The organism is Kitasatospora sp. SC0581 (assembly GCF_048159585.1).
Taxonomy (GTDB): Bacteria; Actinomycetota; Actinomycetes; order Streptomycetales; family Streptomycetaceae; genus Kitasatospora.
On the sequence record NZ_JBLRWA010000002.1, the window covers coordinates 94504 to 110901 of the forward strand.

11 protein-coding genes are annotated in these 16398 nt (G+C 74.1%); 8 read left to right on the forward strand and 3 right to left on the reverse strand.

Annotation, left to right across the window (positions count from 1 at the left end; translation table 11 throughout):
- The first annotated feature begins 508 nt into the window (after nt 1-508).
- Nucleotides 509-3217 (forward strand): pyruvate, phosphate dikinase, encoded by a 2709-nt coding sequence (ppdK, locus tag ACLWS4_RS03535; RefSeq protein WP_074000751.1) that lies wholly within the window; start codon nt 509-511, stop codon nt 3215-3217.
- A gap of 245 nt (nt 3218-3462) precedes the next feature.
- Nucleotides 3463-4002 carry a ribonuclease gene (locus tag ACLWS4_RS03540; RefSeq protein WP_053111988.1) on the forward strand — a complete coding sequence of 180 codons (540 nt, stop codon included), beginning with the start codon at nt 3463-3465 and terminating at the stop codon, nt 4000-4002.
- Nucleotides 4003-4032: 30 nt separating this feature from the next.
- Here ACLWS4_RS03540 and ACLWS4_RS03545 read toward each other — a convergent pair whose 3' ends face one another.
- Nucleotides 4033-5028, reverse strand: a complete 996-nt coding sequence (locus ACLWS4_RS03545) for a hypothetical protein (RefSeq protein WP_416873336.1) — start codon at nt 5026-5028, stop codon at nt 4033-4035.
- A gap of 112 nt (nt 5029-5140) precedes the next feature.
- On the opposite strand from ACLWS4_RS03545, the gene ACLWS4_RS03550 reads away from it, so the two are divergent.
- Nucleotides 5141-6415 (forward strand): ADP-ribosylglycohydrolase family protein, encoded by a 1275-nt coding sequence (locus ACLWS4_RS03550; RefSeq protein WP_416873337.1) that lies wholly within the window; start codon nt 5141-5143, stop codon nt 6413-6415.
- On the opposite strand, the gene ACLWS4_RS03555 is transcribed toward ACLWS4_RS03550, so the two are convergent.
- Nucleotides 6405-7139, reverse strand: a complete 735-nt coding sequence (locus ACLWS4_RS03555; protein WP_049650219.1) for a GNAT family N-acetyltransferase — start codon at nt 7137-7139, stop codon at nt 6405-6407. The genes ACLWS4_RS03550 and ACLWS4_RS03555 overlap by 11 nt on opposite strands.
- A gap of 765 nt (nt 7140-7904) precedes the next feature.
- On the opposite strand from ACLWS4_RS03555, the gene ACLWS4_RS03560 reads away from it, so the two are divergent.
- The 5 genes from ACLWS4_RS03560 to ACLWS4_RS03580 all read left to right on the forward strand — a co-directional run bounded on the left by ACLWS4_RS03560 (nt 7905) and on the right by ACLWS4_RS03580 (nt 14908).
- Nucleotides 7905-8849: a PAC2 family protein gene (locus ACLWS4_RS03560; protein ID WP_117487697.1), complete on the forward strand. Its 945-nt coding sequence runs from the start codon at nt 7905-7907 to the stop codon at nt 8847-8849.
- 244 nt (nt 8850-9093) lie between these two features.
- Nucleotides 9094-10101, forward strand: coding sequence for an SGNH/GDSL hydrolase family protein (locus ACLWS4_RS03565; RefSeq protein ID WP_053111987.1), 1008 nt, complete (start codon nt 9094-9096; stop codon nt 10099-10101).
- A 173-nt stretch (nt 10102-10274) separates the two neighbouring features.
- On the forward strand, nt 10275-11585 hold the full coding sequence (locus ACLWS4_RS03570; RefSeq protein WP_049650217.1) for a deoxyguanosinetriphosphate triphosphohydrolase: 1311 nt from the start codon (nt 10275-10277) through the stop codon (nt 11583-11585).
- 101 nt (nt 11586-11686) lie between these two features.
- Nucleotides 11687-13594 carry a DNA primase gene (gene dnaG, locus ACLWS4_RS03575; protein ID WP_416873338.1) on the forward strand — a complete coding sequence of 636 codons (1908 nt, stop codon included), beginning with the start codon at nt 11687-11689 and terminating at the stop codon, nt 13592-13594.
- Between the two features lie 171 nt (nt 13595-13765).
- A complete protein-coding gene (locus tag ACLWS4_RS03580) occupies nt 13766-14908 on the forward strand; it encodes an RNA polymerase sigma factor (RefSeq protein WP_416873339.1) in 1143 nt (380 codons plus the stop codon).
- A 9-nt stretch (nt 14909-14917) separates the two neighbouring features.
- On the opposite strand, the gene ACLWS4_RS03585 is transcribed toward ACLWS4_RS03580, so the two are convergent.
- The gene (locus ACLWS4_RS03585; protein ID WP_416873340.1) at nt 14918-15970 is read right to left on the reverse strand and encodes a DUF2690 domain-containing protein; all 1053 of its coding nucleotides are present in this window, start codon (nt 15968-15970) and stop codon (nt 14918-14920) included.
- Nucleotides 15971-16398 lie beyond the last annotated feature (428 nt).

The window sequence follows — 16398 nt, forward strand, 5'->3', positions numbered from 1 at the left end:
CTCTTGTCCATCCTGGACAAGAGGGCTCCTTTTCGGCGTCCGAATGTCACGGAGCGGGCACGTTTCTGGACACAGTGCGACGATCGGCGCAGGCGCTCTACGTTCGACCGGTGAGACGCTCTGGTGACGCTTGCCACACGCGGCGGGGGCTGACGGCCGGTCAGTGGACGAAATGGACAGGTCGGCTGTGAATCGCTTCCCGAAGTCGGTCGACCGGTGATCGGGCGATCCGGGTGCAGGAAATCAAGCCGGGGCAACGCCATGGACCCGCGGTCGCTACGGTGCGTCCGGATCGCACGATCTTCGCGGGTGCATGCCTTCAAGAGTTGAATGCTTGCTCGCGTCAGGCGGACGATTTCACCAACAGAGGTGAACGCCTTTATGTGCTTTCGATCTAGCGGGTTACCGCTGGGTACCAGCCTCGGGTGGCCTATTCAGGGCAGAGAAGTGCCTTCGAAATGGGTATGTTCTCCGGCGTCAGGGCAACCGCGTACGAGGAGACCGACCCGTGCCGTCCCAGCAGAAGTTTGTTTACTCCTTCACCGAAGGAAACAAGGACCTCAAGGATCTTCTTGGCGGCAAGGGCGCGAACCTGGCCGAGATGACCAACCTGGGCCTCCCCGTCCCTCCGGGGTTCACCATCACCACCGAGGCCTGCAAGGTCTTCCTGGAGACCGGCAGCGAGCCGTCCTCCCTGCACGAGGAGATCAGCGCCCACCTGGACGCCCTCGAGCAGGAGATGGGCAAGAAGCTCGGCCAGGCCGACAACCCCCTCCTGGTCTCGGTCCGCTCCGGCGCGAAGTTCTCCATGCCCGGCATGATGGACACCGTCCTCAACATCGGTCTCTCCGACGCCTCGGTGGCCGGCCTCGTCGCCCAGTCCGGCAACGAGCGCTTCGCCTGGGACTCCTACCGCCGCCTGGTCCAGATGTTCGGCAAGACCGTGCTGGGCGTCGACGGCGAGCTGTTCGAGGAGGCCCTGGACGAGGCCAAGCACGCCAAGGGCACCGTCAACGACCTGGACCTGGACGCCGCCGACCTCAAGACGCTGGTCGAGGTGTTCAAGGGCATCGTCGAGCGCGAGACCGGCCGGGCCTTCCCGCAGGACCCGCGCGAGCAGATGGACCTCGCGATCCACGCCGTCTTCCACTCCTGGAACGGCGACCGCGCCCGGCTGTACCGCCGCCAGGAGCGCATCCCGAACGACCTGGGCACCGCGGTCAACGTCTGCAGCATGGTCTTCGGCAACCTCGGCGAGGACTCCGGCACCGGCGTCGCCTTCACCCGCGACCCCTCCACCGGCACCCAGGGCGTCTACGGCGACTACCTGTCCAACGCCCAGGGCGAGGACGTCGTCGCCGGCATCCGCAACACGCTGCAGCTGTCCGAGCTGGAGAAGCTCGACAAGAAGTCGTACGACGAGCTGATGGCGATCATGCAGACGCTCGAGAACCACTACCGCGACCTCTGCGACATCGAGTTCACCATCGAGCGCGGCAAGCTCTGGATGCTCCAGACCCGGGTCGGCAAGCGCACCGCCGCGGCCGCCTTCCGGATCGCCGTCCAGCTGGTCGACCAGGGCCTGATCGACCTGGACGAGGCCCTGATGCGGGTCACCGGCGGCCAGCTCTCGCAGCTGATGTTCCCGCGCTTCGCCCCCGACTCCGAGTCGAAGCAGATCGCCAGGGGCCTCGCGGCCTCGCCCGGCGCCGCGATCGGCAAGATCGTCTTCGACTCCTACACCGCGGTGAAGTGGTCGCGCTCCGGCGAGAAGGTCATCCTGGTCCGCCGCGAGACCAACCCGGACGACCTGGACGGCATGATCGCCGCCGAGGGCATCCTCACCTCGCGCGGCGGCAAGACCTCGCACGCCGCCGTCGTCGCCCGCGGCATGGGCAAGACCTGCGTCTGCGGCGCCGAGGAGCTGGAGGTCGACACCAAGCGCCGCCGGATGACCACCGCCGACGGCCTGGTGCTGGAGGAGGGCGACGTCGTCTCGATCGACGGCGCGACCGGCAAGGTCTACCTCGGCGAGGTGCCCGTGCTCCCCTCCGCGGTGGTGGAGTACTTCGAGGGCACCCTGCACGCCGGCGCCGACGTCCAGGGCGGCCTCGTCCAGGCCGTGCACCGGCTGATGTCGCACGCCGACGGCCGCCGCCGCCTCGCGGTGCGCGCCAACGCCGACAACGCCGAGGACGGCGGGCGCGCCCGCCGCTACGGCGCCCAGGGCATCGGCCTGTGCCGCACCGAGCACATGTTCCTCGGCGAGGAGCGCCGCAAGGAGGTCGAGCACCTGATCCTGGCGGACAACGACAAGGACCGCGAGCTCGCCCTCTCCACCCTGCTGCCGCTGCAGAAGGGCGACTTCCTGGAGCTCTTCCAGGCGATGGACGGCCTGCCGGTCACCGTCCGGCTGCTCGACCCGCCGCTGCACGAGTTCCTGCCGGACATCACCGAGCTGTCGGTGCGCGTCGCCCTCGCCGAGGCCCGCAAGGACCCGAACGAGAACGACCTGCGCCTGCTCCAGGCGGTGCACAAGCTGCACGAGCAGAACCCGATGCTCGGCCTGCGCGGCGTCCGCCTCGGCCTGGTCATCCCCGGCCTGTTCGGCATGCAGGTCCGGGCCATCGCCGAGGCCGCCGCCGAGCGCCGGCTGGCCGGCGGGGACCCGCGCCCCGAGGTGATGATCCCGCTGGTCGGCACCGTCCAGGAGCTGGAGCTGGTCCGCGACGAGTGCGAGCGGGTGCTCGCCGAGGTCGCCCGGACCACCGGCGTCAAGCTGGACATCAAGCTCGGCACCATGATCGAGCTGCCGCGCGCCGCGGTGACCGCCGGGCAGATCGCCGAGGCCGCCGAGTTCTTCTCCTTCGGCACCAACGACCTGACCCAGACGGTCTGGGGCTTCTCCCGGGACGACGTGGAGGCCTCGTTCTTCACCGCCTACCTGGAGAAGGGCATCTTCGGGGTCTCCCCGTTCGAGACCATCGACCGCGACGGCGTCGGCTCGCTGGTCAAGCACGCCGTCGAGGCCGGCCGGGCCACCCGCCCCGACCTCAAGCTCGGCGTCTGCGGCGAGCACGGCGGCGACCCGGACTCGGTCCACTTCTTCCACGAGGTGGGGCTGGACTACGTCTCCTGCTCCCCCTTCCGGATCCCGGTGGCGCGCCTGGAGGCAGGCCGCGCCGCCATCGAGACGGCGGGCAGCGACTCGCGCTGAGGAGGGTAGGCATCCCCACCTCACGCGCGGGCACGACTGACCGCTTCCCCTCCCGTCGGGAGGGCGTACACCGGAGCTCGGCGCAGGAGAACCGGCGTACGTGACACGGCCGGGCGGGAACGGACAACGGCGTCCGTTCCCGCCCGGCCGTACGTCCGCGTACGGACCGGCGCACCGGCCGGTGTGGCGGCGGCCACGTGTGTAGCCGGCCCGGCCCGGCCCGGCCGCCTGCCAAGCTGGACCGCATGACCAACCGCAGAAACCCGCTCGTGGCCGTGGCCGTGCTGATCCTGGCGGTCCTGGCCGGGGCCGGGTACCTCCTCGCCAACCAGGGGAGCGGCCACCCCAAGGCCGCCGCGAGCGCCACCACGAGCGCGGCCGCCGGTGCCACGACGTCCGGGGCCACGGCGCCCAAGCCCTCGGCCCCCAAGCCGAGCCCGCCCGCCGGGGGCGCCGGCACCACCCCCGCCGCGGCCGGCACCTGGGTCCCGACCGACCCGGCCATGGCCGACGTCTGCCGCACCAAGCTCCCCAGCCAGGCCCAGGACACCCTCGGCCTGATCGCCAAGGGCGGCCCCTACCCGTACAACCGCGACGGCATCGTCTTCGAGAACCGCGAGAGCCGCCTCCCCAAGAAGTCCGGCGGCTACTACCACGAGTACACCGTCGTCACCCCCGGCTCCAACGACCGCGGCACCCGCCGCGTGGTGACCGGCGACTCCGGCGAGCAGTACTGGTCCGCCGACCACTACGCCACCTTCCAGGAGATCGACTCCCGCTGCTGAGCGGGGCCTCGGCAGCCCTCGCCGCGCCCCTCACCGGGCCCGGCGCCAGGTGATGCGGGGGTGGGGGGCGTGCGGGCCGGTGGTGACCAGGGCGGTCAGCTCGTGGAGCACCGGGGCCGGGTCGCGGCGGAGCTGGACCGGGGTGGTGCGGACCACCGGGAGGCCGGCGGCGGTGAGGCGGTTGGCGCGGGCGAGGCCCCGTTCGTGCTCGGCGGGGCGCAGGTGCCAGGCGCGGGAGTCGATCTCCAGGGCCACGCAGGCGTGCGGCCAGTAGGCGTCCGGGACGGCGAGGAAGCGGCCGTCCAGGAAGAGCACCGGGTTCCACAGCGGCTCCGGCAGCCCCGCGTGCGCCAGCAGTTCGCGGGCCTCGCCCTCCACCACCGACCGCACCCCGACCGTCAGGTCCTCCACCACCCGGGCCACCTGGGGCAGTCCGAGCGCACCCGGGCGGGACAGCAACTGGTCGAGCAGCTCGCCGAGTTCGCAGTGCCGCCGCTGGACGGCCTCCGCGCACAGCGCCCGGAACCGGCGCTGCCCGGTCTCCCTCGGCGCGAGGTCGGCCAGCGCCCGGGCGACGGTGGTGCTCCACAGCCCGTCGTCCCGCTCGAAGCCGCCCGGCATCGCCCCGGAGGCCCGGTGGATCCGGACGAACTCCCTGTCCCCGACCCGCCGTTGAGTCGGGATCAGGATGTCCACGGCGTTCAGGTCGGACGGGTGCCCGGCGCTCGGCAGCCCGGCCTCGGCCAGCACCGCGAAGCCGGTCAGCAGCACCTCCCCGGCCCGCGGGTCGCGGCCCTTCGGCGTCGCGTACGCCAGCGCGGCCCGCAGCTTCTGGTGGAACGTCAACCGGCCGCTCTGGAGGCAGATCACCCGGGGCAGGACCTGTTGCCAGGGCCCGCCCGGCCGCAGCCGGTGGGCGATGGTGCCGGAGGGCACCCCGAGCCGGCGCAGCTGCGCCCGGGTGGCGATGTGCTGCTGGTCGGCGCCGAGCAGGGCGACCGGGTCGAGGGGGTTCGCGCGGGTCATGCCCCGGTGCCTGCCCGCCGGAATCGGAGGTATGCGAAACATCCCCCGTCGGTGGGGACACCGGCCACGGGTGTTGACGGGACGGCGGTCAACCCGCTGAGCTGGAGGGCATATGACCATTCCATCCACGCACACCGGCCCCGCGCTGGACTCCCTCAACGGCCTCTCCGTGGGCGACGCCCTCGGCGCCCAGATGTTCGTCCCGGAAACCGCCCGGGCCCACCTCGCCGCCCGCACCGAACCGCCCGGTTCCTGGCCCTGGACCGACGACACCGAGATGGCCTGCTCGGTCCACGCCGCCCACACCGAGCGCGGCGCGATCGACACCTTCGACCTCACGCACGCCTTCGCCCTCCGCCACGACTTCGACCGCGGCTACGGCCCGGCCGCCTACCGGCTGCTCCGGCTGGTCCGCGAGGGCGGCGACGCCCGGCGGCTGGCCGCCGAACTCTTCGACGGCCAGGGTTCGTACGGCAACGGCGCCGCGATGCGGGCCGCCCCGCTGGGGGCGGCGTACGCCGAGGACCCGGCCGCCGTCGTCCGGCCCGCCGCCGACACCGCCGTCATCACCCACACCCACCCGCAGGCCGTGGACGGCGCGATCGCGGTCGCGGTGGCGGCCGCGTACGCGGTGCGGGCGCGGGCGGAGGCCATGACGCCGGAGGCCTTCCTGGCGGCGGTCGCCGACCTCACCCCGAACGGGGCGGTCAGGGACGGCCTGGAGGAGGCCCGCGGGCTGCTCGCCCGGCCGGACTTCCGGCTCGCCGCGCAGGTGCTCGGCAACGGCAGCCGGACCTCCGCGGCCGACACCGTCCCGTACGCCCTGTGGTGCGCCGCCCGGAACCTGGCCGACTACCGCACCGCCGTGTGGGAGGCGGTCGCGGCCGGCGGCGACATGGACACCGTCGCCGCCATCACCGGGGGAGTGGTGGCGGCGCACACCGGCACCGGAGGCATTCCGCGGGCCTGGCTGGCCGCCCGGGAGCCGCTGCCCGCGTGGGCGTTCCCGGAGCCGGGCGGCGTCCGCGCGGCCGGGGAACCGCACCTGACGCCGATCCGCCTGCCCCGCCCGCACCCGGTGCCGGACCTGCTCTGGTCGGACGCCGACTGGGAGCGGATCAGGCGCGGCCTGCGGGCCCGGGACATGGACGAGCGCTGGGTGTCCGTGGTCTCCGAGGGCGTGCTGCACCTGCACCGCGGCGTGGGCGGCGCGGAGGTCTACCGGGTCCGGGTGTCCCGGGTGCGGGGCGGCTGGCGGCCGGTGGAGGCGCTGGTCGAGGCGCACCCGGGACGCCACCGGGCCTGGGACGACCGCACGACCCTGCCGGCCGTCCTGGGCTTGGCGCGCCTCGGCTACGAGCCGCTCCGGGCCGGCCTCAGACCGTGATCATCAGCTGCCCGGCGCCGCTGCCGCCCTGTCTAAGGCACTCCTGGTTGATCGCCGGATCCGGGGCGCTCGGCGAGGTGGCGGCGGCGATCCGCAGCTCGATGATGTCCCGGACGGCCGGCCACTCGTCGTCGAGGATCGAGTAGAACGCGGTGGAGCGCACCACCCCGTCCAGCCCGCGCGAGTGCGCCCGGCGGACGCCCTCGGAGGTCGCGCCGAGCCGCTCGATGGCGGCGCGCGAGCGCATGTTGCGGGCGTCCGCGCGCATCGAGATCCGCTGCACGCCCCAGGTCTCGAAGGCGTGGCGCAGCATCAGCAGCTTGGCCTCGGTGTTGATGCCGGTGCCCTGGGCGCGCGGCGAGAGCCAGCTGTTGCCGATCTCGGCCGCGTCCGGGACGGCCGTGGCCGGATCGCCGAACGGGACGCCGGGCACGGGCGGCCACACCATCGGGCCCTGCCAGTAGTCGAGTTCCAGGAAGCGGGTGGAGCCGACGACCCGGCCGTCGGCGACGTTCACCGTCGCGAACGGCAGCGACCGTCCCGCGGCCTGGTCGGCGAGCGCCCGCGCGACGTAGTCGCGGGCGGCTTCCAGGCCGTGCGGGACGGGGGTGAAGGCGTAGGTCGTACGGTCCTCGGCGCCGGCCTCGGCGATGGCCTCGGCATGGTGCGCGGCGAGGGGCTCCAGCCGCACGGTGCGGCCGGTGAGGGTGACAGGTACGGGCACGGAACCTTCTGTCCTTCATCGGTCGGAGGGAGCCTCCCGGGCCGGGGTACGGCACGGGGTGCGCTGGACATGGGTACGCCTGGGCCCGGGTCCGTCCGCCGGGTACCCGCGCACGCCGGAGGTCCGGTCGAACGGGGTGGGGGCGGCGGCCCGGAGCGGGCGGCGCGGGGGTGCCGGAACGGACACGGGTCCTCGGACCGGTCCGGCGGGAACAGCGAGGGGACAGTGTGCGTCCGCGAAATGGCCGAAGAGGAGACGAGAGCGCGAAGGGAAGCGGGCGGCCAGGTGAAGGCAAGATGCGTCGTGGGGGCTGGCCGAGCAGCGGACCGGGACGTGGCCGACGGCGTTACGGACGACGTGGCGACGACGCGACGATGCGAGGCAGCGAGAGGACGATACCCGCCAGAAGGCGGTGCGTCACTTCGCGGCACGCGAATGGCCGCGCGGGCCGTTCCGGGGCCCCGCGGACGGGCCTCCCGCGAGGGCGCTACCAGGGCCGTGACCAGGGGCTCTTCGGTCGGGTGCGATCATGGTCCGGAGCGGTCGGCCGAGGCCGTCGGGCGCGCCCCCCGGGGAGCCGTCGGACGGGTACCGGAGCGGCCGTGGAGCGGCTCCGGAACGGCCCCGGCGCGGCCCCGTGGACGTGTCCGTCCGCGGGGCGGGGGCGGGGCGGGGCCGGGGCGGGAATTCCGGCGGCGCCCGGCACGCTGCAGAGGACGAGAAGCCGGTCGACCGGAACGAGCAGGGAACGGGGTTGGGTGCGCGGTGCGTGACTTCCAGGCGTTGTACGAGCTGGATCAGCAGGGCGTGGCCGCCGTCGCCGCGGCCAACGAGCAGTTGCGCGACACCGGTGCCGGCCTCGTGCTGCTGCAGCACTACGAGGGCTTCATGGACGCCGGGGAGGCCGGCGGCCAGGTGGTGGCCCACCTGCTGGAGACGGGCTCGCCGCAGGTCGTGGCCCGCTTCGACCACGACCGTCTGGTGGACTACCGGGCCCGCCGCCCGGCGATGGTCTTCGACCACGACCACTGGACGTCCTACGACCCCCCGGAGATCCTGCTCCAGCTCGTCCACGACGCCGCCGGCGCGCCGTTCCTGCTGCTCAGCGGCCCCGAGCCGGACGTCGAGTGGGAGCGCTTCGCGCGGGCCGTCCGCGAGCTGGTGGAGCGCTTCGAGGTCCGGCTCTCGATCGACTTCCACGGCATCCCGATGGGCGTGCCGCACACCCGCCCGGTCGGCATGACGCCGCACGGCAACCGGCTGGACCTCGCCCCGGGCTACCCGCAGTGGTTCGAGCAGGCGCAGGTGCCGGGCAGCGCCCAGGCGCTGGTGGAGTACCGCCTGGCCGAGGCCGGGTGCGACGTCCTGGGCTTCGCCGTGCACGTCCCGCACTACGTGGCCCGCTCCGCCTACCCGGCGGCGGCCGTGCAGGTCCTGGAGGCGGTGCAGTCCGCCACCGGGCTGGTGCTGCCCGGCACCGGGCTGCGCGAGCAGGTCTCCGAGGTCTACGCCGACATCGAGGAGCAGCTGGCCCAGGGGGACGGCGAGTTGCGCTCGGCGATCCGCGGCATGGAGGGCCAGTACGACGCCGTGGCGGGCGCGGAGGGCCGGGAGAGCCTGCTGGCCGAGCCGGTGGACCTGCCCTCGGCGGACGAACTGGGGCGGCGCTTCGAGCAGTTCCTGGCCGAGCACGAGCGCGGCGCGGAGTAGTCGACGCGGAGCGGCCGACGCGCACGCGGTTTCGTAGTGCGCCGGCCGGAGAGGGCGCGCGGAGGCGGTCGGAAGCCGGTGCCCGGACGGCCCCGGGGTCGGTTTCCGGCCGGTTCGGGCCCGCCGGAAGGCGATTCGGCCGGGGCGGGAGTCATCGGCCGCGATCGTTCGTTGGCCCCTGATGTGCCCGGGGGACGGGCCGCCGCAAGGAGCCGACCGTGACCCGTATCCCCGGGGGGAGACCATGCCGAGGACCGTTCGCCCGACCATCGCCCTGACCGTCGGACTGGCCGCAGCGCTGCTGGCCGGCTGCACCGACAACACCGCTTCGGACAGCGGGGCCGGCGGCGCCGCGGGCACGGCGTCCGACCGCGCGCGGGCCGGCGCGGCCGCGTCGCCGACCGCCGCCCCGCCGCCCACCGGCCCGTACGTCGCGCTCGGCGACTCGTACACCGCGGGGATGAAGATCTCCCCGCAGGTCGGCGAGCCGGGCGCCTGCTACCGCTCCGGGGCCAACTACCCGTCCCTGGTGGCGAAGGGGCTCTCGCTCGCCGCCGACCAGTTCAAGGACGTCAGCTGCAGCGGCGCCCGCACCGGGGACCTGACCGGCCCGCAGAAGGTCGCCGACGGCACCAACCCGGCCCAGCTGGACGCGCTCACCGCGGACACCCGGCTGGTCACCCTGGGGATCGGCGGCAACGACGCCGGCTTCATCGAGGTCGTGACGGAGTGCGCCAAGGCCAACCTGGTGGACATCGTCAAGGGCGTGATCAGCGACAGCGCGGACCGGATCAGCGACTCGCCCTGCCGCGACCACTACGCCGCCGGCAGCGGCACCGACGAGGTCCAGCGCAAGGTGGACGCGGCCGGCGACCGGATCGGCCAGGTGCTCCAGGACGTCAAGAAGCGCTCCCCGAAGGCCAAGGTGTACGTGATCGGCTACCCGGGGCTGCTCCCGGCCGACCCGGCGAACTGCCTGCCGGTGCTGGGCAACGCGGTGGCCGCCTCCGACCTCGCCTTCCTGGTGGAGAAGCAGCAGCAGCTCAACGGCATGCTCAAGAAGCGCGCGGACGCGGCCGGCGCGGTGTTCGTCGACCTCGCCGGGCCCTCGGCCGGGCACGACATGTGCGCGGGGGAGGACAAGCGCTGGGTGGAGCCGCCGCTCCCGGCCCAGGGGTCGGCGCCGATCCACCCCAACGCCAAGGGGCAGGAGGCGATGTCCGGGGTGGTCCTGAAGGCGATCAAGGGCTGAGGACGCCCGCGCCGGGGCGCGGGACGGAGGGGGCACGAGGGGTGCGCCGGCCGGGTGGGGCCGACCCACCGGGGCGGGCACCCGCGCGCCGCGCACCGTTCACGCCCCGGCCCGCACCCCTTCGTGCGCGGCACACCCCGCGTGTCGGGGGCGCGGCGTACGGTGAAGGACATATGGACGACACCACGCACCGCCTCGCCGCCCCGATCACGTACGACCACGCCGCCGAGGCCCGCTGGGTCCCCGAACCCGACAAGCGCCCGGGCCGTACGGCCTTCCAGCGGGACCGCGCCCGGGTGCTGCACTCGGCGGCGCTGCGCCGACTGGCCGGCACCACCCAGGTGGTCGCCCCGATGCGCAGCGACTTCCCGCGCACCCGCCTCACCCACTCCCTCGAATGCGCCCAGGTCGGGCGGGAGTTGGGCGCCGCCCTGGGCTGCGACCCGGACCTCGTGGAGACCGCCTGCCTGGCCCACGACATCGGCCACCCGCCGTTCGGCCACACCGGCGAGGAGGCCCTCGACCAGGCCGCCGAGGCCTGCGGCGGCTTCGAGGGCAACGCCCAGTCGCTGCGCATCCTGACCCGGCTCGAACCCAAGCGCTTCGCGCCCGAGGGGGAGCAGCCGGCCGTCCGGCTCGCCCCCTGGCCGGGCCGCAGCGTCGGCCTCAACCTGAGCCGGGCCGCGCTCGACGCCGCCGGCAAGTACCCGTGGACCAAGGGCGCCCACCCCACCGACCCGGCCTCCTCCAAGTACGGCGTCTACGCCGACGACCTGCCGGTCTTCCGCTGGCTGCGGGCCGGCTCCCCGGCCGGGCGCAAGTGCTTCGAGGCCACCGTGATGGACTGGTCCGACGACGTGGCCTACTCCACCCACGACGTCGAGGACGGCCTCCAGGCCGGCCACATCGACCCGGCCGTGCTGCGCGCCCCCGGCGAGCGCGCCGAACTCTTCAAGGTCGCCGAGCGCTACGCCCCCGACGCCGAGCCGGAGGAGCTGGCCGCCGCCCTGGACCGGCTGCTCGCCCAGGAGTGGTGGCCCCGCTCCTACGACGGCACCGCCCGGGCCCGGGCCGGGCTCAAGGACCTCACCAGCCAGCTGATCGGCCGCTTCTGCCTGGCCGCCGAGCAGGCCACCCGCGCCCGCTACGGCCCCGGCCGGCTCACCCGCTACGCCGCCGAGCTGGTGGTGCCGAGGGACGTCCGGCTGGAGTGCGCGGTGCTCAAGGCGGTCGCCGTCCGCTTCGTGATGCAGCGCGACGAGCAGGCCCAGCTGCGGGCCCGCCAGCGGATCGTGATCGCCGAGCTGGCGTACGTCCTCACCCAGCGCGCCCCCGACGGGCTGGACCCGGTGTTCGCCGCGATGTACCACGAGGCCGAGGACGACCGCGCCGCCCTGCGCACGGTCGTCGACCAGATCGCCACCCTCACGGACGCCTCCGCCCTGGCCCTGCACGCCAAACTCGTCGGCGCCGCCTGGGCGTAGCCGCCGGGCGCGGCCGCGACGGCTCCGGTGCGGCCGTGTCCCGACCGGGGCCGAGCCCTCGGCGCGGCCGGAATGCCCCGCCGCCCCAGTAGACTTCCGGGGTGGCCGGGCGGATCAGGGACGAAGACGTACAGGCGGTGCGCAGCGCACTGCCGATCGACGCGGTGGTCGGCGACTACGTACAGCTGACCAACGGTGGCGGTGGCGAGTACAAGGGCGTCTGCCCCTTCCACGACGAGAAGTCCGCCTCCTTCTACGTGAACCCCGCCAAGGGCGTCTTCCACTGCTTCGGCTGCCAGGAGAACGGCGACACCATCGCCTTCCTGATGAAGATCGAGCACTTCACCTTCGCCGAGGCCGTCGAGCGGATGGCCGCCCAGGCCGGCATCACCCTGCGCTACGAGGAGGGCGGCTACAGCCCCCGCCACCAGCAGGGCGAGCGCACCCGGCTGGTCGAGGCGCACAAGGTGGCCGCCGCCTGGTACCAGGAGCAGCTGGCCTCGCCGGAGGCGGAGATCGGCCGCCGCTTCCTGGCCGAGCGCGGCTTCGACGAGGAGGCCGCCAAGACCTTCGGCGTCGGCTACGCCCCCGCGGGCTGGGAGCACCTGGTCCGCTACCTGCGCGGCAAGGGCTTCACGGACAAGGAGATCCTGCTGGGCGGCCTCGCCTCGCAGGGCCAGCGCGGCGGCCTGATCGACCGCTTCCGGGGCCGGCTGGTCTGGCCGATCCGGGACATCGCGGGCGAGGTGGTCGGCTTCGGCGCCCGCCGCCTGCGCGAGGACGACAACGGCCCGAAGTACCTCAACACCCCCGAGACGCCGATCTACAAGAAGTCCCACGTGCTGTACGGGATCGACCTGGCGAAGAAGGAGATCGCCAAGTCGGGCCGCGCGGTGGTGGTCGAGGGCTACACCGACGTGATGGCCTGCCACCTGGCCGGGGTCACCTCGGCGGTGGCCACCTGCGGCACCGCCTTCGCCGAGGACCACATCAAGATCATCCGACGGCTGCTGATGGACACCTCGCAGTACCGGGGCGAGACCGTCTTCACCTTCGACGGCGACGCGGCCGGGCAGAAGGCCGCCCTGCGCGCCTTCGAGGACGACCAGAAGTTCGCCGCCAAGACCTCCATCGCGGTCAGCCCGGGCGGCATGGACCCGTGCGACCTGCGCCTGGCCCAGGGCGACGAGGCGGTCAAGCACCTGATCGACAACCCGGTCCCGCTGTTCGAGTTCGCGCTGACCTCGGCGGTCGCCCGGCACCGGGTGGACACCCCGGAGGGGCGCTCGGCGGCGCTGGAGGAGGCGGCCCCGATCGTCGCCAAGATCAAGGACCGCTCGATCCAGCACGAGTACGCCGTCCGCCTGGCCGGCATGCTCGGCATCCTGGACGAGCAGTTCGTCGTCCGCCGGATCTCCCAGCTGGCCCGCTGGGACCGCGAGCGCCAGCAGAACCCGCGCGGCGCGGCCGCCCAGCGCCGCCCCGAGCCGGCCCAGCCGCAGCGCGCCGCGCAGCCCGTCTACCGGCTCAACCCGCGCGACCCGGCCCAGTTCGTCGAGCGGGAGCTGCTCAAGCTGGCGCTCCAGCACCCGGACCTGGTCAGCCCGGCCTTCGACCACTACGGCGAGGACGAGTTCCCGACCCCGCCGTACACCGCCGTCCGGCAGGCCGTCGCCAAGGCCGGCGGCGCCGCGTACGGGGCGACCCTGCCCGACTTCACCAGCGCGGTGCGCGAGGCGGCCCCGGACGACCAGGTGCGCTCGCTGGTCACCGAGCTGACCGTCGAGCCGGTCCGCTCGCGCCGCAAGGCGGACGCGATCTACGCGGGGGAGTTCCTGGTCAAGCTGCGCCTGCTGGCGGTGGACCGGCGGATCACCGAGGTCCGCGGCTACCTCCAGCGGCTCGGCCCCCGGGCCGAGGCCGAGCAGCTGCACGCGGTGCAGACCGAGCTGTGGCAGCTCCAGCAGTACGGGCAGCAGCTGCGCAGCCAGGGCGCGGCGGCGCTGTAACGCGCCCCGCGGCACCCGCCGCCCGGACGCGGTGTCCGGACCCGGCGCCCGAACCCGGGCGCAGAAAGTCGGCGCACGAGTCTCGGCCACGGAGCGTGGCGTACCGCACACTGGAGGGCGTCCCACCTCCGTACTGCGCGGGTCCGCCAGAGTCGCGCCCGCCCCGAGGGGATGCCCGTGGAGCAAGGCGTCGTCGCAGCGACCACCACCAGTACGAGAGCGAACCCCGCCGAACCGGACGGGGAGCAGGACACCCACCACGGCCGGGCCGGGGCGGTGCCCCCGGACGGTGCCCGGATCCCCGCCCAGGGCCTGCCGGAGGGCCATCCGGACAGCCCGGACCCCGAAACCGGGTCCGGCGCCGAGGACCCGGACGAGCGCCGCGGGCCCGGCGACGACACCGGGCCGGCCGCCGACCTGCTGCGCCAGTACCTGCGCGAGATCGGCCGGATCCGCCTGCTCACCGCCGAGGAGGAGGTCGAGCTGGCCCGCCGGGTGGAGGCCGGCGTCTTCGCCGAGGAGCGGCTGAACGGCGACCCGCCGCCGCCCGACCCGCTGGGCGGCGAGCTGGACACCCTGGTGGTGCGGGGCCGGATCGCCAAGCGCCGGCTGATCGAGGCGAACCTGCGGCTGGTCGTCTCCGTCGCCAAGCGCTACGTCGGGCGCGGGCTGACCCTGCTGGACCTGGTCCAGGAGGGCAACCTGGGCCTGATCCGGGCGGTGGAGAAGTTCGACTACACCCGCGGCTTCAAGTTCTCCACGTACGCGACCTGGTGGATCCGGCAGGCGATGAGCCGGGCCCTGGCCGACCAGGCCCGGACGATCCGGGTGCCGGTGCACGTGGTCGAGCTGATCAACCGGGTGGTCCGGGCGAAGCGCGGCCTGCTCCAGGAGCGCGGCCTGGAGCCGACCGCGGCCGAGATCGCCGCCGCCCTGGAGCTGACCGAGGAACGGGTGCGCGAGCTGCTCCGGCTGGCCCAGGAGCCGATCTCGCTGCACACCCCGGTCGGCGAGGAGGAGGACGTCGCGCTCGGGGACCTGATCGAGGACGCCGACGCCGCCTCGCCCGCCGAGTCCGCGACCTTCCTGCTGCTGCGCCAGCACCTGGAGGCCGTCCTGGCCACCCTGGGAGATCGGGAGCGCCAGGTCGTCCAGCTCCGCTACGGGCTGGACGACGGCCGCCCGCGCACGCTGGAGGAGATCGGTGCGGTGTTCGGCGTGACGCGGGAGCGGATCCGCCAGATCGAGTCGAAGACCCTGGTCAAGCTCCGCGACCACGCCTGCGCCGAGCAGCTGCGCGGGTACCTCGACTGAGCCCGGACCCTAGAGCGGGGTCGGCGACGCGGCCGACGCCGACGGGTCGGCCGGTGCGGGGTCGGTCGGAGCGGGGTCGGCCGGTGTGGCCGGGGCCGGGGCCGGGGTCGTGGACGCGCCCGCGCCGGTGCCCGGCGGGGGAGAGGCGGGCCCGATCGGGATCGGGGTGGAGGCCACCACCATGGCCAGGTCGGAGACGACCGCGGTGCAGTCGTGGCCGGCCGGCTGGTAGCCGCAGACCTGGAAGGTGACGGAGGGGTCCGCCGCGTCCAGCATCGCCGAGTAGTTGTCGTAGCCCCAGTGGATGAGCGCCGTCTCGCTCTCGCCCGTGCCGTCGGTGATCGTCGCGTAGTCCTTCGGCTGGCCCTCGGTGATGGCCGCCCAGGCGGCCCGGCAGGTCTGGCTGTACCGGAGGTAGACGACCACCTTGCCGACCACCTGGGTCTGCAGGGTCCGGGCGTCCTTGCCGCAGCCGGTGGTCTTCGGGTCCTTGTGCGCGCAGCCGACGGCCTGACAGGCCGGGGCGGTGGGCCCGGGCTTGGGAGCGGCGGAGGCACCGGTCGTCGCGGCGGGCCGGTCGGCCGCCGCGGCCTGCCCGTCGTGCCGGCTGATCCGCAGGCCCACCAGGACCAGCAGCAGCGCCAGCGCGGCCGCACCGGAGACCAGCGCCGCCGGGCGCCGCCACCAGACGGCGGGGGCGGGCCCGGGCTCCTGCCCGGCCACCGGCGCCTCCGTGACGGAGACGGCCTCCTCCACGGCGGCATCCTCGGCGCCCGAGGGCCCGTCAGCGACGGCCTCCGGCCCGGCCACCGCCCGCCGCCACAGCGCCCGCAGCGCGGCCCCGTCGCACTCGACCGCCCCGGCCAGCGCGTCCAGCGCCTGCTCGGTGACGACCCGCTTGCCGTTGAGCCAGCGCTCCCAGGAGGCCCGGCTGTAGTGGGTGCGGGCGGCCAGTTCGGACAGCGACAGTCCGGCGGCGTCCTTGACGGCCCGGAGCTCCTCCGCCAGGCGTCTGGCGGGCTCGGACAGCTCGTCGGGCAGCTGCTTCCAGGCGGAACCCACGGCGGCGCTCCAAACTCGAGAAACGGGGGGCGGGGAACGGGGGAGCGGCAGGGTCCCGGTCCGGGCCGTTCGGCGTCTCCGCTTCTCCAACCTGATCGGCCTGGCGTCCCAAACCCCAGGTCATGGCGCTGAGACGGACGGAAGTGTCTCACAACCCCCGGAGACGCTCGAACATCCATGTGGTCATCGTGCAGAGTTCTCTGGCCGGTGCGGTCCACCCGTCGGTGGAACCGTTCGGACCCCGATCGATCACCCGTCGTCGGTCCGCACCCGCTCCCGGCCCCCACCGGTCCGGGGCAGCCTCGCGGGGGGAGGCTGCCCCGGGTCCGCCGGGATGCTCCGGCGGGGAGGGCGCTTCGCTGCGCCCTCCCCGCCGTGACGTTCTCCCGGTCGTACGACCGGCCGGATGCACGCCCGGCCGCGCGAAC

Excerpts from the sequence above, each read along its gene's own strand:
- ACLWS4_RS03580 (WP_416873339.1), top strand. The coding sequence starts at position 13,766 with ATGCCCGTGGAGCAAGGCGTCGTCGCAGCGACCACCACCAGTACGAGA.
- ACLWS4_RS03565 (WP_053111987.1), top strand. The coding sequence starts at position 9,094 with ATGCCGAGGACCGTTCGCCCGACCATCGCCCTGACCGTCGGACTGGCC.
- ACLWS4_RS03550 (WP_416873337.1), top strand. The coding sequence starts at position 5,141 with ATGACCATTCCATCCACGCACACCGGCCCCGCGCTGGACTCCCTCAAC.
- ACLWS4_RS03570 (WP_049650217.1), top strand. The coding sequence starts at position 10,275 with ATGGACGACACCACGCACCGCCTCGCCGCCCCGATCACGTACGACCAC.
- ACLWS4_RS03545 (WP_416873336.1), bottom strand. The coding sequence starts at position 5,028 with ATGACCCGCGCGAACCCCCTCGACCCGGTCGCCCTGCTCGGCGCCGAC.
- ACLWS4_RS03540 (WP_053111988.1), top strand. The coding sequence starts at position 3,463 with ATGACCAACCGCAGAAACCCGCTCGTGGCCGTGGCCGTGCTGATCCTG.